The organism is Verrucosispora sioxanthis (assembly GCF_010560025.1).
GTDB classification, from domain to species: Bacteria; Actinomycetota; Actinomycetes; order Mycobacteriales; family Micromonosporaceae; genus Micromonospora; species Micromonospora palythoicola.
In genome coordinates this window covers 275,457-298,212 of sequence record NZ_SAIY01000004.1, presented here as the reverse complement: position 1 = coordinate 298,212, position 22,756 = coordinate 275,457, and the positions used below count along the sequence as shown (strand labels likewise).

Sequence of the window (22,756 nt, the reverse complement as noted above, 5' to 3'; positions counted from 1 at the left end):
GGTCAGGCGGTACGCGGCCGGACCTTGGCCCGCAGCATCTCCCGGTCGGCGGCCTCGAAGGCGGCGCCGAGCGCGTCCCGCTGGCCGGGGCCGCCGGCTCCCACCTCGGCGAAGCCGATGCTGACCCCGACCGGAGTGCCCGGTACCAGCGACTCCCAGTCCTCGGTGCGGACGGCCGCGTCGATCCGCCGAGCCACCTCGGCCGCCTCGGTCATCCCCGCTTCCGGCAGCACCACCACGAACTCGTCGCCGCCGTAGCGGGCGACGAAGTCGCCCCGACGCATCACCCGGTTGATGACTCCGGCGACACGTTGCAGGACCAGGTCTCCCGAGTGGTGCCCGTGCCGCGTGTTGACCGCCTTGAACCCGTCCAGGTCGCAGACGCCGATCACCACCCGCTCGCCCCGGGCGACCACGGCCGCGATGTAGCGCTCCAGCCGGCGCCGGTTGGGCAGCCCGGTCAGCGGGTCGGTCAACGCCTCCCCCTCGAACCGGGCCGCCTCACGGCGCATCTCCTCGTGGTCGATCCGGGCGGCGATGCCGTCGATGTAGACGTCACGGAGCCGGTCGTGGCGCTGCGCGGCGAGCCGGAAGGCCAGCCGGTCGGCCCGGTGCGCGGCGGCGTGGTCGCCGGCTCGTCCGAGCGCCATGCTGCGCAGCCGGGCCGGCTCGGCCGCGCCGAGCGTCTCCGCGGACACGTGGACGGTGTCCAGCCGGGTGACCGCCTCGATGGGGCGTCCGCTGGCGATGGCGAGACACACCTGGCCGAGCTGGCGCATGTCGCGGGCCCGGGCACTGTCCGCGCCGCAGCCGAGCAGCCGGGCCGGGTCCAGGCCCGGGACCGGGTCGATGTCGTCGCCGAGGGCGCACCGGCGGGCGGCGGCGTAGCCGTAGGCGGCCAGGCTGCTGGGGCGCAGCCGGTCGGCCCGTCCGGCGGTGACGAACCGGCCCAGGTCGCCGCCGACATCCCGCAGTACGCGCAGACAGCCGTCGCTGTCACCGGTGTGGTCCAGGGCGACCGCGTTGCGCAGCCGGATGCCCGGTGCGGCGAACGTCTCCTCGGGGATGCCGGCGGCGGTGCCCAGTTGCCGGGCGCGTTCGATCGCGCCCAACGCGTAGCCGTGGAAGCTGAGGTACGAGTACGCCATCGCCAGGTCGTGCCAGCCCCAGGCGGTGTCCCGGTCCGCCTCCTCCACCGCTCCGAGCGCCCGGGCGGCCTTGACCAGGTGCGTCACGCAGCGGTCCAGCGCGCCCTGATGATGGGCGGCCAGCGCGGCCAGGGCGTTGAGGTGCCCGTGCAGATAGGGCTCGGCGAGGTCGCGTACCGCCGCGGACGCCTCCTCGATGGCGCGGGTGTACTCGGCGGTGCGCCCGAGGTTGATCAGGGCCGAGAGCCGCTGCACGAGCGCGTCGGCGCGGGCGTGCGGGTCGCTGGTGGCACGCAGCACCTGCTCCAGGAGCCCGTACGCCTCGGTGGAACGGCTCACCTCCTGCAACGCCCGCGCCTTCGTCAGGGCGTCAACCTGGTCCTCGACCCGGTCGAGCCAGCCCACCCGCGACCTCCTGTCGGTGTGCCGCTGCACCCGCTTATGCACGTGCACGGCGACGCCTCATGATTATTGCGTGACCACCGCACCGCAACACCCGTCCGAAGGGACGAGACGTCACCGTCCTACGCCCGTGATCGCCGACGCGGCCCGTACTCTCGCCACCGCCGGCGTGACCTCGGCCCGCACGGAGGCCGAGGTGCTGGCCGGGCATGTGCTCGGGATCCCTCGCGGGCGGTTGGCGCTGGCGGACGGCTTCACCGACGAGCAACTCGACGGTTACCGAGCGCTGGTGACCCGCCGGTCCCGACGGGAACCGTTGCAGTATCTCACCGGCACCGCCGGCTTCCGGCACCTGGAGCTGGCCGTCGGGCCGGGTGTCTTCGTGCCGCGCCCGGAGACCGAACTGCTCGCCGGGTGGGGCGTCGACCAGGCCCGGCGAATCGCGGGCGACGACGGCGGGCAGGCCGACGGGCGGTCGGAGCCGCTGGTGGTGGACCTGTGCAGTGGGTCCGGGGCGATCGCCCTGTCGGTGGCCTCCGAGGTGCCGCACGCCCGGGTGGTGGCGGTGGAACGCTCGCCGCGGGCGCTGTCCTGGCTGCGGCGCAACGCGGCGGATCGGGTCGCCGCCGGTGACCGGCCGATCGAGGTGGTGGCGGCGGACGCCACCGAACCGGCGCTGCTGGCCGAGCTGGCGGGTCGGGTGGACGTGCTGCTGTGCAACCCGCCGTACGTTCCACTCGCGGTGGCCGTACCGCCGGAGGTGGCCGACCACGACCCGGCGGAGGCCGTGTTCGGTGGGGCGGACGGGCTGGACGTCATCCGCCGGGTGATCGACCGCGCGGGTTTCCTGCTGCGTCCCGGCGGTGTCCTCGGCATCGAACACGACGACAGCCACGGCGTGGTGGTGCCGGGTCTGCTCGCCGCCGACGGTCGGTACGCCGCGATCGTCGACCATCGCGACCTCGCCGACCGGCCGCGTTTCGTCACCGCGTCCCGCCTCGCGGACCGCCCGCCACCCGGTGCCACCGCGACGTGGCAGACTGGCTCCTCGTGATGCTCTACGACTGCCGGTCGCTCGCCGACCGGGACCGCGGCATCGCTGCGGCCATCGAGGCGGTCCGCAACGGCGAGCTGGTCGTCCTGCCGACCGACACGGTCTACGGGATCGGCGCCGACGCGTTCACCCCGTACGCGGTCAAGGCGTTGCTGGACGCCAAGGGTGTCCCGCACGCCCCGCCGCCGGTGCTCATCGGTTCCCGGCACACCCTCGACGGCCTGGCCTACACCCTGCCCGCCGCGGCGCGTGATCTGGTCGAGGCGTTCTGGCCGGGGGCGCTGACCATCGTGGTGAAGCACTCGGCGAGCCTGCGGTGGGATCTCGGCGACGACAGCGGCACGGTGGCGGTACGGATGCCGCTGCACCCGGTGGCGCTGGAGGTGCTCCGCGAGACCGGGCCGATGGCGGTCGCGTCGGCCAACAAGCTCGGTCAGCCGGCCGCGCTCACCGCCGACCAGGCACGCGACCAACTCGCCTACTCCGTGCGGGCCTACCTGGAGGCGGGGCCGGCGGTGGATCCGGTGCCCAGCACGATCGTGGACCTGACCGGCGACGAGCCTGTGCTGGTCCGGGAGGGCGCGATCGACCTGGCCCGGCTCCGCGAGGTGGTACCGGAGCTGCGTGAGAGTCAGGTGGTGTAGGTGCCTCCCTTCACCGTCCTGCACGTCTGCATGGGCAACGTCTGCCGCTCTCCGATGGCCGAGCGGCTGCTCACCCTCGCCGTGGCCGATCGGCTGGCCCGGCGCGAGGTCGACCCGGCCCGGGCGGAGGAACTGCTGCACAGCCACAGCGCGGGCACCGGCGGTTGGCATGCCGGTGAGGAGATGAACCCGCCGGCCGCCCGTCAGGTCACCAACCGGGGCGGCGACACCGCCGGTTTCGCCGCCCGCAAGCTGCGCTCCGATCACATCGACGCAGCCGACCTGGTGCTGACCGCCACCGCGGATCAGCAGGAGTACGTGACCGCGCTGCGGCCCGACGCCGCCGCCCGCACGTTCGTCCTCGGCGAGTTCGGCCGGTTGCTGGCCGCTCTCGATCCGGCCGGGTTGCCGGCGGCCGAGGCCACCGCCGACGCGGTCCACGCCCGTGGCGTGGCGTTGGTCGAGGCGGCGCACGAGGCCCGTCAGGACGCCACCGCGCTGCCCACCGACGACCTCGACGATCCGTGGGGGCGCGGTGACCAGTGCTTCAGCCGGGTCGCCGACGAGATCGAGGAGACGGTGCAGCCGCTCGCCGCGCTGCTGCTCCCCTGATCGGCGAATTTCATCCGGGTTTGGGGGAAAGGCGCGGCAGAAAGGGTGATTAGCGCCATCCTGGGGGAGTCCTGACGGCTCCTGCGGGGAGAGCTGATGACCCGGGCGTTCCTGCCGAAGATGTTCACCGTCCTGCTGGCCGGCACGCTTGCCGGCCTGGTGCTGGCGGTGGCGGCGCTGCCGGCCGCGCTGGTGTTCGGCATCGGATTCTCGGCGCTCTCCGCGCCCTACGCGGAGCTGCCCAACACGCTGCGGACACCGCCGACGGCCCAACGATCGAACCTGTACGCCAGCGACGGCACCACGCTGATCACCTCCTTCTACCAGGAGGACCGGGTGGACGTGCCGCTGGACGAGGTGGCGCCGGTGATGCGGCAGGCCATCATCGCCGCCGAGGACGCCCGCTTCCACGAGCACAGCGGGGTGGACCTGCGGGGCATCGTGCGCGCCTTCACCGCCAACCGGCGCGACGGCGCCACCCGGCAGGGCGCCTCCACGCTGACCATGCAGTACGTCCGCAACGTGTTGAGCACCGACCCCCGGCTCAGCGAGGCGCAACGCGCCGCGGCCACCGAGGTGAGTACCGCCCGCAAGATCCAGGAGATCCGGTACGCGCTGGCGCTGGAGCGGGAGCTGACCAAGGAGCAGATCCTTGCCCGTTACCTGAACATCGCGTACTTCGGCGCCGGCGCGTACGGCATCGCCGCCGCCAGCAAGCGGTACTTCTCCACCGCACCGGCGAAGCTCACGCTGGCCCAGGCGGCGCTGCTGGCCGGGCTGGTCCGCTCCCCGGACAGCGACGACCCGATAAACGGCGACGCCGACAGCGCGACCGCCCGGCGCGGCTACGTGCTGGACCGGATGGTCGAATCGGGCGTGGCCGCGCCGGAGGAGGCGGCCCGGATCGCGGCCCAGCCGTTGAACCTGCGGCCCAGCGAGACACCGAACGACTGCACCGCAGTGCCCGAGGGGCACAACGACTGGGGCTTCTTCTGCGACTGGTTCACCCGGTGGTGGAACAGCCAGAAGGCGTTCGGCGGCAGCGTCGACGAGCGGCAACGCACCCTGCGCCGGGGCGGGTTCAGCATCGTCTCCTCGCTCGACCCCGGTGTGCAGCGGGCCACCACCGAACAGGTGCGGCGGATCTACCCGGCCGAGCACCCACACGCCATGCCGACCGCGGTGGTCCAGCCCGGCACCGGGCGGGTGCTCGCCATGTCGGTGAACCGCACCTACAGCGTGGCCGCGAACCCCGGCGGGCAGCAGAACCACCCCAACACCGTCAACCAACTCGTCGCCGGCGGCGGCACCATCGTCGGCTACCAGGGCGGTTCCACGTTCAAGCTCTTCACCATGCTGGCCGCGCTGGAGGCCGGACTCCCCCTGAACACGGTCTACGACGCGCCTCGGCGGATCGTGACCGACTTCCGGGTCAGCGGCACCGAGGCGAGCTGCGGCGGGTACTGGTGTCCGCAGAACGCCAGCGCCTCGATGAGCGGCCGGCACGACATGTGGACCGCCTTCGGCGACTCGGTCAACACGTACTTCGCCTGGCTCACCGAGCGGGTCGGGGCGGACCGGGTGGTGGAGATGGCCGAACGGCTCGGCATCGTGTTCCGGGCCGAGGACGACGCCCAACTGGCCCGGCACGGCGCCCGGGAGTGGGGTCCGTTCACCCTGGGGGTGTCCGCGACCACCCCGCTCGACCTGGCTGGTGCGTACGCGACGTTGGGCGCGGAGGGCACCTGGTGCGCGCCCACGCCGGTCACCTCGATCACCGACGCGGACGGCCGCCGGGTGGCCGCCGGGCAGCCGGACTGCCGGCAGGTGCTCGACGTCGACGTGGCCCGGGCGGCGGTGGACGCCGCCCGCTGCCCGGTCGGCGACCAGTCCATGTACCAGGGCTGCGCCGGCGGCACGGCGACCGAGCTGCGCGGTCAGCTCGGCCGGCCGGTGGTGGGCAAGACGGGCAGCTCCGAGCGGTACGCCACGGAGACGGTCGTGGCCCTCACCCCGCAGGTGGCGGTGGCGGCGATGGCGGCCAACCCCGACGAGCCGCGCGACGCCGTCGGCCGGGCGGTGCAGACCGCCATGGTGGAGGCGGTCGGGGAGATCCTCTCCTTCGCCCTGCGCGACGAGCCGGTCCGCGACTTCGTGCCGCCGAGCGAGACGACCGCCTGGCGGGTCACCGGGCAGCGCACCGGCAACTGACCGCCTCAGCCTGCGGCCGGTCCGCGGACCGGGGCGGCCGCCGCCAACCGCTCGGCACCCTCGGCGATGTTGCGGGCCATCCCACCGAAGACCACCGCGTGGAACGGCGTCACCGCAGCCCAGTACGCGTGCCCGACCAGACCCCGGGGCAGGAAGACCGCCCGCTGCCGGTAGCTGACCTGTCCCGCGTCGTCGGTCTGCACCCGCATCTCCAGCCAGGCCCGGCCGGGCAGCCGCATCTCGGCGCGCAGCCGCAGCAGTTCGCCGGGGACGATCTCCTCCACCCGCCAGAAGTCAAGTGCCTCGCCGACCCGCAACTGGTGCGGGTGACGCCGGCCCCGCCGCAGCCCCACCCCGCCGACCAGCCGGTCCAACCAGCCGCGCACGGACCAGGCGAGCGGGAACGAGTACCAGCCGTTCTCCCCGCCGACCCCCTCGATCACCTGCCACAACGCCTCCGGCGGGGCCGCCACCGTCTGCTCCCGCAGGTCGGTGTAGGCGGTGCCGCCGCTCCAGTGCGGGTCGCTCGGCAGCGGCTCGGCGGGGGCGTCCGCACCGGCCGCGTTCGACCACCGGGTCTCCACCTCGGCGTCGCGCACCTTGGCCAGCGCCAGGTCGACGGCCCGGTCGAAACCGGTGAGCCCGTCCGGCGGGTCCGGCAGGTACTCCGCGATGTCGTGTTCGTGCGCGACCGCCTCGTGCACCAGGCTCTCCACCAACGGCCGGGCGAGCGCGTTCGGCACCGGGGTGACCAGTCCCACCCAGTACGACGACAGCGTGGGCGTCAGCGGCCGTACCGGCAGCAGGAGACGGCGGGAGAGCCCGGCGACCCGGGCGTAGCGCTGCATCATGTCGCCGAAGGTCAGCACATCCGGACCGGCGATGTCGAAGGCCCGGTCGACCTCCGGCGGCAGCGCCGCGCAGCCGACCAGGTAGCGCAGCACGTCGCGGACCGCGATCGGTTGGATCCGGTTGCTGACCCAGCGCGGAGTGACCATCACCGGCAGCCGCTCGGTCAGGTAACGCAGCATCTCGAACGACGCCGAACCGGAACCGATGATCACAGCTGCCCGCAGCACCACCGTCGGCACGCCGCTGTCCAGCAGGATCCGCGCCACCTCGGCGCGGGAGCGCAGGTGCGCCGAGGCGACGTCGTCGGGCGCCGGCTCCGGCCCACCCAGGTAGACGATCCGGCGTACGCCCGCGGCGCGGGCCGCCTCGGCGAAGGTTGTCGCGGCCTGTCGGTCGGCGGCCTCGAAGCCGGCCTGGCCGAGCGAGTGCACCAGGTAGTACGCCACGTCGACGCCGTCGAAGACCCCGGCCAGGCTCTCCGGCCGGCTCAGGTCGCCCTCGACCACCTCGACCTGCGCGGCCCACGGCACGTCGCGCAGCCGATTGGCCCGCCGCGCCAGGCAGCGCACCGCGTATCCCTCGGCCAGCAGGCGTGGCGCCAGGCGCCCGCCGATGTATCCGGTTGCTCCGGTCACCAGGCATCTCACGCCTCCAGTCTGCGGTCTCCTAGACTCTGGCGCTGTGGAGACCGCCGAGGGCACCTTCTGGGGGCCGGACTTCGAGCAGCTCAGCACGGCCGACCCGGAGATCGCGGAGGTGGTGCTGGGCGAGCTGGACCGGCTGCGCGGCGGGTTGCAGCTGATCGCCAGCGAGAACCTCACCTCGCCGGCCGTGCTGGCGGCGCTGGGCTCGACGCTCACCAACAAGTACGCCGAGGGCTATCCGGGCCGGCGCTACTACGGCGGCTGCGCGCAGGTGGACCGGGCCGAGGAGCTCGGCATCGCCCGGGCGAAGGACCTTTTCGGCGCCGAGCACGCCAACCTTCAGCCGCACTCCGGCGCGAGCGCCAACCTGGCCGCGTACGCCGCGCTGGTCCAGCCGGGTGACACGGTGCTGGCGATGGAGCTGCCGCACGGCGGGCACCTCACCCACGGCAGCCGGGTGAACTTCTCCGGCCGGTGGTTCAAACCCGTCGGCTACACCGTCCGGCAGGACACCGAGCTGATCGACTACGACGAGGTACGGGATCTCGCCCGCACCCACCAGCCAAAGATGATCATCTGTGGGGCGACCGCGTACCCACGGCTGATCGACTTCGCCCGGTTCCGGGAGATCGCCGACGAGGTGGGCGCGTACCTGATGGTGGATGCCGCGCACTTCATCGGGCTGGTCGCCGGGCAGGCGATCCCGTCGCCGGTGCCGTACGCCGACGTGGTCTGCGCGACCACCCACAAGGTGCTGCGCGGCCCGCGCGGCGGCATGATCCTCTGCCGGGAGGCGGTGGCCGAGCGGATCGACAAGGCGGTCTTCCCGTTCACCCAGGGCGGCCCGCTGATGCACGCCGTGGCGGCCAAGGCGGTCGCGCTGCACGAGGCGGCGCAACCGGCGTACCGCAGTTACGCCGCGCAGGTGGTGGCGAACGCCCGGGCGCTCGCCGCCGGGCTGGCCGCCGAGGGGATGCGCCCGGTCTCCGGCGGCACCGACACCCACCTGGCTCTGATCGACCTGCGGGAGATCGGGGTCACCGGCGCCGAGGCGGAGGCGCGGTGCGACGCGGCGACCATCACGTTGAACAAGAACGCGATCCCGTACGACCCGCAGAAACCGTTTGTCGCCTCCGGGATTCGAGTGGGTACGCCCAGCGTCACCACCCAGGGCATGGGGGAGGCGCAGATGCGTCAGGTCGCCGTGCTGATCGCCCGGGCGGTGCGGACCGACCCGTCCGCCCCGGGTGGCGTCGACGAGTTGGCCCGGATCGCCGCCGACGCGGCCGAACTGGCGGCCGAGTTCCCGGCGTACCCCCGATGAGCGCGCCCCCGGAGGGATCCGGCGTACCCTGGGCGACTGCGCCCCGGGCCGGGGAACCCGGCGCCATCCGTGCCCGGCTGCCGTACCTGCGCCTGCCGCTGCTGGCCTGTGCCGCGCTGGCCGTGGTCGCGGTGCCGGCCGCCGCCGTGCTGCGCGGCCCGACCGGTGCGGCGGGGGTGGCCGCCGGCATCGCCCTGGTGGTCGTCAGCTACCTGATCTCGGGTCTCTCGGTGGCCTGGGCGGACGCGGTCCACCCGCGACTGATCATGTCGGTGGGGTTGGTCACCTACGCCACGAAGATCGTCATCCTGGGGGTGGCGATGGCGGCCGTGGCGGCCACCGGCTGGCCGGGGCTGCCGGACATGGGTGCGGCCATCATCGCGGCCGTGGTGGTGTGGACCGGTGCCCACCTGACCTGGGCGTTGCGTTCCCCGCTGCCCAGCGTGGACCGTCCGTCGGATCACTGACCGTACGGCTGGAGTTTCCCCGGCGTTTCGTCGGCCTGTCCGGCTGGCCGGACAGGAGTAGGCTAACCCCGGCTTGACGCGCCGCACCCGCCGCCCGCACGCTGCTCGCAGTGTGGGGGGTGCCGCACACTCGCGAAACACCCGGCTGATAGTGTTCGCCTCGTCATGGCCGACAACCCACACCGCAGAAGCCCCGACGAACACTCGTCGGAAGGTGTCGCCGGAGCCGTCCTCGGCTACCTGCTCGCCGGCATCGTGGTGTGGGGATTCCTCGGCTGGTTGGCGGGGGAGTTCCTGGGCCTGCCGACCGGCGTCGGAATCGCCGTGGGCATGATGCTCGGCGCAGCCGGAGCGATCTACCTGATCATGAAGAGGCTCAGTGCCTGAGTGCCGGCACGCGCGGGTCTGTCGAGTGCGGAGGATGACACGGTGAGCGGACAGCTTGTCGCCGCAGAGGGCCTTCCCTGGCCCCCCAGCGTCGGAGACTTCTACCCGCCGGATCTCGCCGGCCCGTGGGTCACGAAGTTCACGCTGATGATCTGGCTGGCCGTCGGGCTTCTGATCATCTTCTTCATGGCCACCTACCGGAACCCGAAGCTGGTGCCGAGCAAGGGCCAGTGGATGGCCGAGTCGATCTACGGTCTGGTCCGGGACAACATCGCCCGGGAGCAGATGGGCAAGGACGGCATCCGGTTCGCGCCCTACTTCACGGTGCTGTTCTGCTTCATCGCGGTGACCAACCTCTTCGGCGTCACTCCCGGGTTGCAGATCTCCCCGAACTCGCACATCGCCTTCCCGATCGTGCTAGCCGCGATCACCTACGTGATGTACCTCTACATCGGTGTCCGCAAGCAGGGTCTGGGCCGCTACCTCAAGCAGAGCCTGATCATCCCGGGCGTGCCGTGGCCGATGCACGTCCTGCTGATCCCGATCGAGTTCCTGCAGAACTTCATCAACCGACCCGTCACGCTGGCGGTACGACTCTTCGCCAACATGTTCGCCGGGCACCTGATCCTGCTGGTCTTCACGGTCGGCGGCTTCGTGATGCTCGCCTCGGACAACGTCTTCGTCCAGGTGACCTCGGTCTTCTCGTTCCTGATGGCGATCCTGATGGCCTTCTTCGAGGTGCTCGTCGCGCTGTTGCAGGCCTACGTCTTCGTCACCCTGACCGCCAACTACATCGGCACGTCGCTCGCCGACGGGCACTGATCCACAGACCTCGGCGGGCCGCCCGGCCCGACCAAGCTTCCGGTACGACCGCGTACGCGTGAGGACTCACGCGTCTACTAGGAGGAATACCCGCAATGGACGTTATTGCCGCCATCGATGGCAGCGTCAACACCATCGGTTACGGTCTCGCCGCCATCGGCCCCGGCATCGGTGTCGCCCTGGTCTTCGCGGCCTACATCCAGGCCAGCGCCCGCCAGCCGGAGTCCGCCGGCTACAACCGCACCTGGCTGGTCCTGGGCTTCGCGCTGGTCGAGGCGCTCGCCCTGTTCGGCCTGGTGCTCGCGTTCGCAGTCTGACGTAGCCCGACGCGACCCGGAGGTCTGACATGTATGTCGCCGCTGAAGGTGTAGAGCACCACCCGCTCGTGCCGATCTGGCAGGAGCTCGTCATCGGGTCGATCGCCTTCGCCCTGCTCTGCTTCGTGCTGCTGAAGTTCGTGATGCCGCGCATGGAGGCGATGTACCAGGCGCGGGTCGACGCGATCGAGGGCGGCCTCAAGCGTGCCGAGGCTGCTCAGGCCGAGGCCAACCAGCTGCTGGAGCAGTACCGGGCCCAGCTCGCCGAGGTGCGTACCGAGGCGGCCCGGATCCGGGACGACGCCCGAGCCGACGCCGAGTCGATCCGGACGGAGATCCTGGCCAAGGCCCGGGAGGAGTCCGACCGGATCATCGCCGCCGGCCGGGAGTCGCTGGCCGTGGAACGCCAGACCATCGTGCGCGAGCTGCGCGCGGAGGTCGGCGGCCTCGCGGTCGACCTGGCCAGCCGGATCGTGGGCGAGTCGCTCGCCGACGAGGCCCGCCGCAAGGGCACCGTCGAGCGGTTCCTCACCGACCTTGAGAGCGCGGGGGCCCGCTGATGCAGGCCGCCAGCCGGGAGTCCTACGCCGCCGCGCTCGCGCGGCTGGAGGAGTACGTCGCCGGTGCCGAGCCGTCGACCGTGGCCGGCACCGGTGCGGAACTGCTCGCCGTCGCGGACCTGCTGCGGCGGGAGGTTCGGCTGCGCCGGGCGCTCTCCGACCCGGCCCGCGCCGGTGCGGACCGCACCGGCCTGGTGAACTCGGTGCTCTCCGGCAAGGTCGGCGCGGACACGCTCGACCTGCTCGGGACCCTCGTCGCCGGTCGCTGGTCCGCGCCGTCGGAACTGCTCGACGGCGCGGAGAGCCTCGGTGTGCAGGCACTGCTCGCCAGCGCGGACCGCGCCGACGAACTGGGCGAGGTGGAGGACGAGCTGTTCCGCTTCGGCCAGGTGGTCGCCGCGGATCCGCAGCTGTCCAACGCCCTGTCCGACCCGATGGCGCCGGTGGCGCAGCGGGCCGAACTGGTCGGGATGCTCCTGACGGGCAAGGCCCGGCCGGTGACGGTGCGGTTGGCGGAGGCGGCGCTGGCCGGCTTCGGTGGCCGGTCGTTCACCGCCGCGTTGTCCCGGCTGGTGGAGTTGGCGGCGGAGCGGCGAGACCGGCAGGTCGCGTACGTGACGGTGGCTGCTCCGATCACCGAGGAGGAGGAGCGGCGCCTGGGCGATCGGCTTTCCGCCATATACGATCGACAGGTTGCTGTCAAGCTTACGGTTGACCCGACGATCCTCGGTGGAGTGAGCGTACGGGTGGGTTCGGACCTCTACGACGGGACGATCCTGCGCCGCCTCAACGAGACCCGCAACGCGCTCGCGAAGCGCTGACCAGCACCCGCGAAGCGCCCGGAAAGACAGTCGACCCGAGGACCGGTCGGTACTAGGTATCCCGGGCCCCTGATACTTAAGGAAGCAGAGGATGGCCGAGCTGACCATCTCGACGGAGGAGATCCGCGGCGCCCTGGAGCGCTATGTCTCCTCCTACTCGCCCGACGTCTCCCGTGAGGAGGTCGGCACCGTCGCCGACACCGGCGACGGCATCGCCCACGTCGAGGGCCTGCCCTCGACCATGACCAACGAGCTGCTGGAGTTCGAGGACGGCACGCTCGGCGTGGCGCTGAACCTCGACGTCCGGGAGATCGGTGTCGTCGTCCTCGGCGACTACTCCGGGCTGGAGGAGGGGCAGCGCGTCAAGCGCACCGGCCGGGTGCTCTCGGTGCCGGTGGGCGACGCCTTCCTGGGCCGCGTGGTCAACGCGCTCGGCCAGCCGATCGACGGTCTCGGTGAGATCGCCGACGAGGGCTACCGCGAGCTGGAGCTGCAGGCCCCCAACGTGATGGCCCGGCAGTCCGTCTTCGAGCCGATGCAGACCGGCATCAAGGCCATCGACGCGATGACCCCGATCGGCCGGGGCCAGCGGCAGCTGATCATCGGTGACCGGAAGACCGGCAAGACCACCGTCGCCCTGGACACCATCCTCAACCAGCGCGAGAACTGGGCCTCCGGCGACCCGAAGAAGCAGGTTCGCTGCATCTACGTCGCCATCGGTCAGAAGGCCTCCACCATCGCCGGCATCAAGGGCATCCTTGAGGAGGCGGGCGCGATGGAGTACACCACCATCGTCGCCTCCCCGGCGTCGGACCCGGCCGGCTTCAAGTACCTCGCCCCCTACACCGGCTCGTCCATCGGTCAGCACTGGATGTACGGCGGCAAGCACGTCCTCGTGGTCTTCGACGACCTGAGCAAGCAGGCCGAGGCGTACCGTGCCGTGTCGCTGCTGCTGCGCCGCCCGCCGGGCCGCGAGGCGTACCCGGGTGACGTCTTCTACCTGCACTCCCGGCTGCTGGAGCGCTGCGCGAAGCTCTCCGACGAGATGGGTGGCGGCTCGATGACCGGCCTGCCGATCATCGAGACGAAGGCCAACGACATCTCGGCCTTCATCCCGACGAACGTCATCTCGATCACCGACGGCCAGATCTTCCTGGAGACCGACCTGTTCAACCAGGGCGTCCGGCCGGCGATCAACGTCGGTACCTCGGTCTCCCGGGTCGGCGGTGCCGCCCAGGTGAAGCCGATGAAGAAGGTCTCCGGTTCGCTGCGGCTGAACCTGGCCCAGTTCCGTGAGCTGGAGGCGTTCGCCGCCTTCGCATCCGACCTGGACAGGGCCTCCCGCGCCCAGCTGGACCGCGGTGCCCGCCTGGTGGAGCTGCTCAAGCAGCCGAACTACTCGCCGTACCCGGTGCAGGAGCAGGTGGTGGCCGTCTGGGCCGGCACCGAGGGCAAGCTGGACGACGTCCCGGTCGGCGACGTGCGGCGCTTCGAGACCCAGTTCCTGGAGCACCTGCGGCGCAAGCACAACGCCACGCTCCAGGCGATCGCCGACAACAAGTGGGACGACGAGATCATCGCCACCCTCGATTCGGCCGTCACGGAGTTCAAGCAGGGCTTCCTCGGCCGTGAGGACGAGCGCACGATCAACGAGGCGCCGGCGGCGCCGCTGGAGGGCGAGGCCGAGCACGAGACGGTCACCCGCTACAGCGGCGAGGCTCCGGCCGAGAAGCAGTAGGGCCGGGCCATGGCGGCGCAGGTACGTGTTCTTCGTCAACGGATCCGCTCGGCGAAGGGGATGAAGAAGATCACCAAGGCGATGGAGCTCGTGGCGACGAGCCGGATCGCCAAGGCCCAGGCCCGGGTGGAGGCGTCCCTGCCGTACGCCCAGGCCGTCACCGGCGTGCTCACCGCGCTGGCGTCCAACGCCTCGGTCGACCACCCGCTGCTCACCCCGCGCGAGCGGGTGCGGCGGGCGGGCGTGCTGCTGGTGACCTCCGACCGGGGCCTGGCCGGCGGCTACAGCTCCAACGCCATCCGGACGGCGGAGTCGTTGATCGCCCGGCTCCAGGCCGACGGCAAGGAGCCGGTGCTCTACGTCATCGGGCGCAAGGGCGTGTCGTTCTACCGGTTCCGCAACCGGCCGATCGAGGCCAGCTGGACCGGCTTCTCGGAGCAGCCGTCCTTCGCCGACGCCCGCGAGGTCGGTGAGACCTTGATCAAGGCGTTCACCGCCGGTGCGGACGACACCGACGGCGATCCGGGCCCGGACGGGGTACGCGGCGTGGACGAGTTGCACATCGTCTACACCGAGTTCAAGTCCCTGATGACCCAGAACCCGGTCACCCGCATCATCGGCCCGTTGCAGATCGAGGAACGGCCCCGCTCGGAGGGCGTACTGCCCGCGTACGAGTTCGAGCCGGACGCGGAGGCGCTGCTCGACGCGCTGCTGCCGAAGTACATCAACACGCGGATCTACGCGGCGTTGCTGGAGTCGGCGGCCAGCGAGTCGGCCGCCCGGCGGCGGGCGATGAAGAGCGCCACCGACAACGCCGAAGAGATGATCGACAAGTACACGCGTGAGATGAACTCGGCCCGCCAGGCCGGGATCACCCAGGAGATCAGTGAGATCGTCGGCGGCGCGAACGCGCTGGCCGCGTCGGGAAGTGAAGTGTGATGACTGTTTCCACCGCTGCTGGAGGACCAGCCGAGACCAAGACGGCCACGGGTCGCGTGGTCCGGGTCATCGGCCCGGTCGTCGACGCCGAGTTCCCGCGCGACGCCATGCCGGACCTCTACAACGCGCTCAACGTGAACGTGACGCTGTCCGGTGGCGAGAAGACGCTGACCCTGGAGGTTGCCCAGCACCTGGGTGACAACCTGGTCCGCGCCATCTCGATGCAGCCGACCGACGGCCTGGTGCGCGGTGCCGACGTGCGGGACACCGGCTTCCCGATCCGGGTGCCGGTCGGCGACGCGGTCAAGGGCCACGTCTTCAACGCCATCGGTGAGTGCCTCAACCTGGCCGAGGGCGAGACCATCCAGGCCGACGACCACTGGGGCATCCACCGCAAGGCACCGGCCTTCGCGGACCTGGAGCCGAAGACCGAGATGCTGGAGACCGGCATCAAGGTCATCGACCTGCTCGCCCCGTATGTCAAGGGCGGCAAGATCGGCCTGTTCGGCGGTGCCGGTGTGGGCAAGACGGTGCTCATCCAGGAGATGATCACCCGGGTCGCCCGTAACTTCGGTGGTACCTCGGTCTTCGCCGGCGTGGGCGAGCGCACCCGTGAGGGCAACGACCTCATCCACGAGATGACCGACTCCGGCGTCATCGACAAGACCGCTCTGGTCTACGGCCAGATGGACGAGCCGCCGGGCACCCGGCTGCGGGTCGCGCTGTCCGCGCTGACCATGGCGGAGTACTTCCGGGACGTGAAGAAGCAGGAGGTGCTGCTCTTCATCGACAACATCTTCCGCTTCACCCAGGCCGGATCGGAGGTCTCCACCCTGCTGGGCCGGATGCCCAGCGCGGTGGGTTACCAGCCGACCCTGGCCGACGAGATGGGTGAGCTGCAGGAGCGGATCACCTCCGTCCGGGGCCAGGCCATCACCTCGATGCAGGCGATCTACGTGCCGGCGGACGACTACACCGACCCGGCCCCGGCCACCACGTTCGCCCACCTGGACGCGACCACCAACCTGGAGCGGTCCATCTCCGACAAGGGCATCTACCCGGCGGTGGACCCGCTGGCCTCCTCCTCCCGGATCCTGGCCCCCGAGTTCGTCGGCCAGGAGCACTTCCAGGTGGCCAGCGAGGTGAAGCGGATCCTCCAGCGCTACAAGGACCTGCAGGACATCATCGCCATCCTCGGTATCGAGGAACTCTCCGAGGAAGACAAGATCACGGTCCAGCGGGCCCGGCGGATCGAGCGCTTCCTGTCGCAGAACACCTACGCGGCGGAGCAGTTCACCGGCGTGCCGGGCTCGACGGTCCCGATCAAGGAGACCATCGAGGCGTTCCGCAAGATCAGCGAGGGGGAGTACGACCACTTCCCCGAGCAGGCGTTCTTCATGTGCGGTGGGCTCGACGACCTGGAGAAGAAGGCCGCCGAGCTGATGAAGGGCTGAACCTTCGTTTCCTCCGCGAGACACGAAAAAGAAGGCCGTCCCGGTAACCCCGGGGCGGCCTTCTGTTCATCTTCGCGACGTACCATCGCCGCTGCCGGTTTCCCGTGCTCGGCGATCACGCCGACTGCGAGATACCGTCGGTGCGATGTCCAGGAAGGCAACCCGAGCCGGGCCGAGGCACGGCCCGGCGCATGTCGTCGGACACCGCACAGCCACGCTCATGCGCCGATGAGCGTTGATTGGTTAAACCATTCGGCCCCGCGCGCCCGTACTTCCCCCCGGGGGCGTGACGAACGGAGATGCTTGTGGGTAAGGCCGGCAGACGCGGCAAGCGTGGTGGGCGCTCGTCGGTGTGGCGGGGCGTGCCCCGCTGGGCGCAGCTCTGCACCATCTTCGGCGTTGTCCTGATGGTGCTCAGCGGGACCAGCCTGGTGGGCGCGGAAGCGCTGATGGCCCGCTACGAGGGCGCAGTCGGCAAGGCGGACCTCTTCGGCGACCAGGCGGCCGGCGCCACTGCCAAGAGCGACATCAAGGGCCCGCTCAACATCCTGCTGGTCGGCATCGACCCGCGCGACAAGGACACCCCGCCGCTGTCCGACGCGATCATGGTGCTTCACGTGCCGAAGGAGATGGACCGGGCGTACCTCTTCTCCCTGCCGCGCGATCTCTACGTGGAGATCCCGCCGTTCGAGAAGGCCGACTTTCCCGGCGACACCACAAAGCTGAACGCCGCGATGTCGTACGGCAGCCGGGTGCCCGGTGGGAAGCCGGACGCGGCAAAGGGCTTCGAACTGCTCGCCATCACGGTGCAGCGGGTCACCGGCATCAAGCGGTTCGACGCCGGCGCGATCATCAACTTCTCCGGCTTCCAGAAGATCGTCGACGCCATGGGCGGCGTCACGATGAAGATCGAGCGGGAGGTCCGCTCGGAGCACCGGGAGCCGAACGGCAAGCACCGCCAGGGCAACCCCAACGGCGAGGGTTACATCGGGCCGCAGGCGGTCTACCCGAAGGGTAAGCAGCACCTGAGCGGTTGGCAGGCGCTGGACTACGTCCGCCAGCGGTACCCGGAGAACGGTGTCCCCGACGGCGACTACGGCCGGCAGCGGCACCAGCAGCAGTTCGTCAAGGCGATGGCCGGTCAGGCGCTGAGCGCCGACGTGGTGACCAACCCGGTGAAGCTGGACAAGGTGCTCCGTGCGGCCGGCGAGTCGCTGATCTTCAGCGGCCGGGGGCACAGCGTGGTCGACTTCGCCGTCGCGCTCAAGGACATCCGGCCCGGCAACATCCAGATGATCAAGCTGCCGGGTGGCGGAATCAAGGAGAACGGCAAGTACCTCGGTGAACAGTTCGCGCCCGAGGTGGACGACTTCTTCGTCGCTCTGGAGCGGGACCTGTTGGACCCGTTCCTGCTCGAACATCCGAAGCTGGTGAACAGGAGCTGATCGTGGCCGCGGGTCTTGGCACCCGCCTGAAGAACAGGTCCCGGGCGCGACTAGAATTTCCCCAATCCGCCGCCTCAGCAAGGAGACAGCGTGGCAGAGCAGCTTAACGTCCAGCTCGTGGCCGTCGAGGAAAAGGTCTGGTCCGGCACGGCCGAGATGGTCATGGCCCGGACGACCGAGGGTGAGCTGGGTGTGCTGCCGGGGCACGCGCCCCTGCTCGGCCAGCTCGCCGAGCCCGGCCAGGTACGCATCAAGCTCCCCGGGGGTGAGCAGCTCAGCTACGACGTGGCTGGCGGCTTCCTGTCGGTCAGCGAGCAGGGCGTGACCGTACTGGCCGAGACCGCCACTCCGGCCGCCGCGGCTTCCGGCAACTGAGCCGACCCGCCGATGGAGATCGTCGAAGGGGTCGGGATCGGCGTCGCCGTGCTCCTCGGCGCGTTCCTGTTTCTCTTCGTCCGGCGGGCTCTGGTCACCCGTAGCGGAGGCATAATCCGGCTGAGTGTCCGGACCTCCACCATGCTCGACGGTCGCGGCTGGTCACCCGGTTTCGGCCGCTTCGTCGGCGACGAACTCCGCTGGTACCGGATGTTCAGTTTCGCTGTACGCCCCAAGCGGGTGCTGTCCCGTGAAGGGCTGGCGGTCGAACGACGGCGACTGCCCGAGGGGCAGGAACGAATGTCCATGCCGGCCGACTGGATCATCCTCCGCTGTACCAGTCGACACGCCCCGGTCGAGATCGCCATGGCACGATCCACCGTCACCGGGTTCCTCTCCTGGCTCGAGGCCGCCCCTCCGGGGGCGGTCTCGCCACGTATGGCCTCCCAAGATTGGCCCGCCGCCTAACCCCAGCCCCACCCCCGCCGCTTCCCGCTACTCACCCCCGCTCCCCGCAGCTCGCCGCCTTCCCTGTTGATCATGAGGTTGGCGGCGTTATTGATCTCCAAAACTGCCGCTAACCTCATGGTCAACACTGTGGGTGCTGTGGGGTGTGGGGCGCTGCCGGGGGGAAGTTTGGCTATTGTGCCCGGCTTTGGGCGGTCAGGCTTGGCCCCGGGGCCGGGTGCGGCGGGTGCGGCGGGTGCGGGTCACACCCTTCCTTGTCGTGCGGGAGGGGTCAGCGTTTGGTGTGGATCTTGGTGCGGTTGTGCCCTTTGGTGGGCGTTGTCGGACCAAGATTGCGGGTTGTCGGGGTTTGGGGGTGGGTGTCGGGTTCTGGGCGTGGCTCGGGGTGGAATGGGTGCGGGCCCGGGGGCGTTGTGTACGGGTGAACGGCCGAGGAAGACACCGCCCGCCAGGGTGGGTGCGGGCCCTGGAATGATGGCGGGCCGGTGGTCGTTGGACATGCCCGAACGACCGTGGAGGACACCGCCCGCCAGGGTGGGTGCGGGCCCCCGGGAATGATGGCGGGCCGGCGGTCGTTGGACATGGTCCCGGCGATGCGAAGCGGCGATACGCCCCGCGTGCCGGAAGGACTTTCCCCCTTTTTTGTTTGGGCGCCTTTGTGGTGCTTGCGTGTGCGCGCCCCGTCCCCCCTGTGGGTGTGTGTGCGTCGACCCCCGAATGGAGCTTCTGTGATGAACACGATGCTGCGGAAGAGCGTGCTGGGTATCGCGGGTCTGGCGTTCACCGGTGGTCTGTTCGCCGGTCCGGTGGCCGCTCACGCCGACACCACCCCGGTCACGACCGCCCCGGTCGCGGCGGTGCAGGCCGACGTGGTGCGGGCCGACAAGCCGGACATGGGCAAGCTGCTGCCGCACGGCACCCCGTCCAACCAGTCGCACGTCGAGCTGAACGACGAGCAGATCGACAACGTCAAGGCGATCATCGCCGCGACGAAGAAGGCCGGCATGGACGAGCGTGCCGCCGTGGTGTCGATCGCGACCGCGTTGCAGGAGTCGAAGCTGGAGAACCTGGGTCACCTGGGTGACCGCAACGACCACGACTCGCAGGGCCTGTTCCAGCAGCGCCCGTCCTCCGGCTGGGGCACGGTGGAGCAGATCACCGACCCCGAGTACTCGACCCTGGCCTTCCTCAAGGGGTTGAAGCAGGTCGACGGCTGGCAGGACATGCCCCTGACCCAGGCCGCCCAGACCGTGCAGGTGTCGGCGTACCCCGACCACTACGCCCAGTGGGAACAGCAGGCCGCCGACCTCGTCGCCCAGCACTGGACCAGCTGACAACCGACCAGGCGACAACCGAAGACATTCCTCCACAAGGGGGAGCAGAAAACCGCTGGCCGGCACCCGAACCCGGGTGCCGGCCAGCGGCGTATCCGCACACCGAAGCAACCGACCACAGACCACAGACCCACCGCAGCAGACCCACCCCGGGCTGGCCTCCGCCCGGACGAGGGCCGACCAGGTCAGGCTGGGGGCGACCGTGCCCGGCGCAGGGATCAAGCCTGACCGCCCGAAGCCGGGCACGGTCGCCCCCAGCCCCCAAACAGCAACCAAACCCGAAGACAAGCTCAGCCCGAGGCCACCAACTCCACCTCGTACCCCTGCCCGTCCGCCAGATACCCGGCGTACGTGTCGGGCCCGCCGGCGTACGGGTGCCGGTCGGCGAAGAGCAGCTCCCAGCCGTACGCCGGCGCCTGCTCGACCAGCCGGTCCACGGCGGCGGCCGGGCCGGCGTGGAAGGCCAGGTGGTTGAGGCCCGGCGCGCGCCGGTCGTGCCGGGTGCCGGTGAGTGCGGGTGATGCCTCCAGCACCAGGTATGTCGGGCCGAGTCGCCAGGAGTGGCCGACCGGCCACTGCTGGAACGACGTCCAGCCCAACTCGCCGAGCAGCCAGCCCCAGCTACGCATTGCGGCGTTCAGGTCGGGTATCCAGACCTCCACGTGGTGCAGTGCACCGAAGGTCACCGGCCTCCGCCGGGCACCCATAGCACGTCTCCGTCCGGATTTGCCGTTCTTGACAGGATAAAGAGCAGATCCGACAGCCGGTTGAGATACTTTGCCGGGAGGTGGCTGGTCCGGTCGGGGTCGTGGGTGATGAGGGCCCACGCCGACCGCTCGGCGCGCCGGGCGATCGTCCGCGCCGCGTGCAGCAGCGCCGCGCCCGCGGTGCCGCCGGGGAGGATGAAGGAGTCGAGCTTGCTCAGGCGCGCGTTGTACTCGTCGCACCAGCCCTCGAGGCGCTCGACGTACTCCTCGGTGACCCGCAGCGGCGGGTACTTCGGGTCCGGTTCGACGGGCGTGGACAGGTCGGCGCCCACGTCGAACAGGTCGTTCTGGATCGACGCCAGCACCGCGCGGAGCCCGTCGGGTAGCTGGCCCAGGGCGAGTGCCACGCCGAGTGCGGCGTTGCACTCGTCGACGTCGGCGTACGCGGCGATCCGCGGGTCGTTCTTCGGCACCTGCTCGTTGTTGCTCAGCCTGGTCATGCCGGCGTCGCCGGCCTTGGTGTAGATGCGCGTGAGGTGGACGGCCATGACGCACAGCCTACGGATACCGGACCTGACGATCCCGGCCCGACCGGACGACGGCGCGGGTTGGCCGGCGGGCGTCGGCCCGGGTGACGCCGGTGACGCCGCGCTCGCCGACGTCGACGTCATCCGGGTGCGCGGTGGCGCCCGGCTCGCCGGCACCGTGCACGTGGTCGGTGCGAAGAACTCGGCGTTGAAGCTGATGGCCGCCGCGCTGCTCGCGCCCGGTCGTACGGTGATCACGAATGTGCCCCGGATCACCGACATCGCGATCATGGGTGAGGTGCTGCGCCGCCTCGGTTGCGGCGTACGGTTCGACGCCGACGATCCGGTGGACCCGATGGTGGCGGTCGGCGGGGTGGCCCGGTCCCGTTCGGTCACCATCGACGTGCCGGAGCAGCCCGGCGTCGAGGCAGACTACGACCTGGTCCGCCGGCTGCGGGCGTCGATCTGCGTGCTGGGGCCGTTGCTGGCCCGACGCGGGTACGTGCGGGTGGCCCATCCGGGTGGTGACGCGATCGGCTCCCGGGGTCTGGACATGCACATCTCCGGGTTGACCCGGATGGGTGCCGACATCTCCGGCGAGCACGGCTTCGTGATCGCCTCGGCCCCGGACGGGCTGCGGGGCGCGGAGATCATGCTGGACTTCCCCAGCGTCGGGGCGACCGAGAACCTCGTCATGGCGGCGGTGCTGGCGGAGGGCACCACCGTGATCGACAACGCGGCCCGGGAGCCCGAGATCGTCGACATCTGCACGATGCTCCAGCGGATGGGTGCGCTCATCGACGGTGAGGGCACCTCGACGATCACCATCGTCGGCGTACCCCGGCTGAGTCCGGTCCGGCACGCCACGGTGGGGGACCGGATCGTCGCGGGAACCTGGGCGTTCGGCGCGGCGATGACCCGTGGCGACGTGACCGTGACCGGCCTCGACCCCGCGTTCCTGGAGGTCGCGCTCGACAAGGTGGTCACGGCCGGCGGCATGGTGGAGACCCGGGCGGACAGCTTCCGGGTACGCATGGACGACCGGCCCCGCGCGGTGGACGTGGTCACGTTGCCCTATCCGGGCTTCGCCACCGACCTGTTGCCGATGGCGATCGGGCTCGCCGCGCTCAGCGAGGGCGCCTCGCTGATCACCGAGAACATCTTCGACGGCCGGTTCATGTTCGCCAACGAGATGATGCGGCTGGGCGCGGACATCAAGACCGACGGGCATCACGCGGTGGTACGCGGCCGGGAGCGGCTCTCCGGCGCGCCGGTCCGCGCGACCGACATCCGGGCCGGCGCCGGGCTCATCATCGCCGGGCTCTGCGCCGACGGGGTGACCGAGGTGTCCCACGTGCACCACGTGGACCGGGGCTATCCCGACTTCGTGGCCGACCTGCGGGCGCTGGGCATCGAGGTGGAGCGGGCGACCGCGCCGGAGGAACCCGAGCTGACCATCTGAGCGACTTAGCCATCGTTCAGGCTCGCCGACTAGGGTGCAGGC

The 22,756-nt window shown here is 70.8% G+C and carries 23 protein-coding genes; 19 read left to right on the top strand and 4 right to left on the bottom strand.

Annotated elements, in window-relative coordinates; translation table 11 throughout:
* Nucleotides 1–2 precede the first annotated feature (2 nt).
* Nucleotides 3–1,553 carry a GGDEF domain-containing protein gene (locus tag ENC19_RS14135; protein WP_164447920.1) on the bottom strand — a complete coding sequence of 517 codons (1,551 nt, stop codon included), beginning with the start codon at nucleotides 1,551–1,553 and terminating at the stop codon, nucleotides 3–5.
* 70 nt (nucleotides 1,554–1,623) lie between these two features.
* Between ENC19_RS14135 and prmC the strand changes: the two genes are divergently transcribed.
* The 4 genes from prmC (at nucleotide 1,624) to ENC19_RS14115 (ending at nucleotide 6,071) form a co-directional block, all read left to right on the top strand.
* Entirely contained in the window at nucleotides 1,624–2,604 is a 981-nt protein-coding gene (gene prmC, locus ENC19_RS14130; RefSeq protein WP_164447652.1) for a peptide chain release factor N(5)-glutamine methyltransferase, read from the top strand.
* On the top strand, nucleotides 2,604–3,248 hold the full coding sequence (locus tag ENC19_RS14125) for an L-threonylcarbamoyladenylate synthase (RefSeq protein ID WP_164447919.1): 645 nt from the start codon (nucleotides 2,604–2,606) through the stop codon (nucleotides 3,246–3,248). Before prmC ends, ENC19_RS14125 begins: the two co-directional genes overlap by 1 nt.
* Complete coding sequence (locus ENC19_RS14120; protein ID WP_164447651.1) at nucleotides 3,249–3,860, top strand: arsenate reductase/protein-tyrosine-phosphatase family protein; 612 nt, start codon at nucleotides 3,249–3,251, stop codon at nucleotides 3,858–3,860.
* 96 nt (nucleotides 3,861–3,956) lie between these two features.
* A complete protein-coding gene (locus ENC19_RS14115; protein ID WP_164447650.1) occupies nucleotides 3,957–6,071 on the top strand; it encodes a transglycosylase domain-containing protein in 2,115 nt (704 codons plus the stop codon).
* A 5-nt stretch (nucleotides 6,072–6,076) separates the two neighbouring features.
* Here the strand turns inward: ENC19_RS14115 and ENC19_RS14110 are convergent, their stop codons facing one another.
* Nucleotides 6,077–7,570: an SDR family oxidoreductase gene (locus ENC19_RS14110; protein ID WP_164447649.1), complete on the bottom strand. Its 1,494-nt coding sequence runs from the start codon at nucleotides 7,568–7,570 to the stop codon at nucleotides 6,077–6,079.
* Nucleotides 7,571–7,604: 34 nt separating this feature from the next.
* Here ENC19_RS14110 and ENC19_RS14105 point away from each other — a divergent pair, with 34 nt between their 5' ends.
* The 14 genes from ENC19_RS14105 to ENC19_RS14040 all read left to right on the top strand — a co-directional run bounded on the left by ENC19_RS14105 (nucleotide 7,605) and on the right by ENC19_RS14040 (nucleotide 20,018).
* A complete protein-coding gene (locus ENC19_RS14105; protein ID WP_164447648.1) occupies nucleotides 7,605–8,891 on the top strand; it encodes a serine hydroxymethyltransferase in 1,287 nt (428 codons plus the stop codon).
* Nucleotides 8,888–9,358, top strand: a complete 471-nt coding sequence (locus tag ENC19_RS14100; RefSeq protein ID WP_164447647.1) for a hypothetical protein — start codon at nucleotides 8,888–8,890, stop codon at nucleotides 9,356–9,358. The genes ENC19_RS14105 and ENC19_RS14100 overlap by 4 nt, the downstream gene beginning before the upstream one ends.
* A 165-nt stretch (nucleotides 9,359–9,523) precedes the next feature.
* The gene (locus ENC19_RS14095) at nucleotides 9,524–9,745 is read left to right on the top strand and encodes a hypothetical protein (protein ID WP_093405421.1); all 222 of its coding nucleotides are present in this window, start codon (nucleotides 9,524–9,526) and stop codon (nucleotides 9,743–9,745) included.
* On the top strand, nucleotides 9,746–10,567 hold the full coding sequence (atpB, locus tag ENC19_RS14090) for a F0F1 ATP synthase subunit A (protein ID WP_164447646.1): 822 nt from the start codon (nucleotides 9,746–9,748) through the stop codon (nucleotides 10,565–10,567).
* Between the two features lie 95 nt (nucleotides 10,568–10,662).
* On the top strand, nucleotides 10,663–10,884 hold the full coding sequence (atpE, locus tag ENC19_RS14085; RefSeq protein ID WP_164447645.1) for an ATP synthase F0 subunit C: 222 nt from the start codon (nucleotides 10,663–10,665) through the stop codon (nucleotides 10,882–10,884).
* A gap of 29 nt (nucleotides 10,885–10,913) precedes the next feature.
* Entirely contained in the window at nucleotides 10,914–11,444 is a 531-nt protein-coding gene (locus tag ENC19_RS14080) for a F0F1 ATP synthase subunit B (RefSeq protein WP_093405427.1), read from the top strand.
* Complete coding sequence (locus ENC19_RS14075; RefSeq protein ID WP_164447644.1) at nucleotides 11,444–12,265, top strand: F0F1 ATP synthase subunit delta; 822 nt, start codon at nucleotides 11,444–11,446, stop codon at nucleotides 12,263–12,265. Before ENC19_RS14080 ends, ENC19_RS14075 begins: the two co-directional genes overlap by 1 nt.
* 91 nt (nucleotides 12,266–12,356) lie before the next feature.
* The gene (gene atpA / locus ENC19_RS14070) at nucleotides 12,357–14,003 is read left to right on the top strand and encodes a F0F1 ATP synthase subunit alpha (protein WP_164447643.1); all 1,647 of its coding nucleotides are present in this window, start codon (nucleotides 12,357–12,359) and stop codon (nucleotides 14,001–14,003) included.
* 9 nt (nucleotides 14,004–14,012) lie between these two features.
* On the top strand, nucleotides 14,013–14,942 hold the full coding sequence (locus tag ENC19_RS14065) for a F0F1 ATP synthase subunit gamma (RefSeq protein WP_164447642.1): 930 nt from the start codon (nucleotides 14,013–14,015) through the stop codon (nucleotides 14,940–14,942).
* Entirely contained in the window at nucleotides 14,942–16,396 is a 1,455-nt protein-coding gene (atpD, locus tag ENC19_RS14060) for a F0F1 ATP synthase subunit beta (RefSeq protein ID WP_164447641.1), read from the top strand. Before ENC19_RS14065 ends, atpD begins: the two co-directional genes overlap by 1 nt.
* Nucleotides 16,397–16,695: 299 nt before the next feature.
* The gene (locus tag ENC19_RS14055) at nucleotides 16,696–17,841 is read left to right on the top strand and encodes an LCP family protein (RefSeq protein ID WP_164447640.1); all 1,146 of its coding nucleotides are present in this window, start codon (nucleotides 16,696–16,698) and stop codon (nucleotides 17,839–17,841) included.
* Between the two features lie 90 nt (nucleotides 17,842–17,931).
* Nucleotides 17,932–18,216 (top strand): F0F1 ATP synthase subunit epsilon, encoded by a 285-nt coding sequence (locus tag ENC19_RS14050; protein WP_164447639.1) that lies wholly within the window; start codon nucleotides 17,932–17,934, stop codon nucleotides 18,214–18,216.
* A gap of 12 nt (nucleotides 18,217–18,228) precedes the next feature.
* The gene (locus ENC19_RS14045) at nucleotides 18,229–18,684 is read left to right on the top strand and encodes a DUF2550 domain-containing protein (RefSeq protein ID WP_164447638.1); all 456 of its coding nucleotides are present in this window, start codon (nucleotides 18,229–18,231) and stop codon (nucleotides 18,682–18,684) included.
* Between the two features lie 731 nt (nucleotides 18,685–19,415).
* Nucleotides 19,416–20,018: a hypothetical protein gene (locus ENC19_RS14040; protein WP_164447637.1), complete on the top strand. Its 603-nt coding sequence runs from the start codon at nucleotides 19,416–19,418 to the stop codon at nucleotides 20,016–20,018.
* A gap of 290 nt (nucleotides 20,019–20,308) precedes the next feature.
* Here the strand turns inward: ENC19_RS14040 and ENC19_RS14035 are convergent, their stop codons facing one another.
* Both ENC19_RS14035 and ENC19_RS14030 read right to left on the bottom strand, forming a co-directional pair.
* Complete coding sequence (locus ENC19_RS14035; RefSeq protein WP_164447636.1) at nucleotides 20,309–20,725, bottom strand: VOC family protein; 417 nt, start codon at nucleotides 20,723–20,725, stop codon at nucleotides 20,309–20,311.
* The gene (locus tag ENC19_RS14030) at nucleotides 20,701–21,273 is read right to left on the bottom strand and encodes a cob(I)yrinic acid a,c-diamide adenosyltransferase (protein ID WP_164447635.1); all 573 of its coding nucleotides are present in this window, start codon (nucleotides 21,271–21,273) and stop codon (nucleotides 20,701–20,703) included. Before ENC19_RS14030 ends, ENC19_RS14035 begins: the two co-directional genes overlap by 25 nt.
* Between ENC19_RS14030 and murA the strand changes: the two genes are divergently transcribed.
* Nucleotides 21,272–22,714: a UDP-N-acetylglucosamine 1-carboxyvinyltransferase gene (gene murA, locus ENC19_RS14025; protein ID WP_164447634.1), complete on the top strand. Its 1,443-nt coding sequence runs from the start codon at nucleotides 21,272–21,274 to the stop codon at nucleotides 22,712–22,714. The two genes, ENC19_RS14030 and murA, sit on opposite strands and share 2 nt — an antisense overlap.
* The last annotated feature ends 42 nt before the right edge of the window (nucleotides 22,715–22,756 follow it).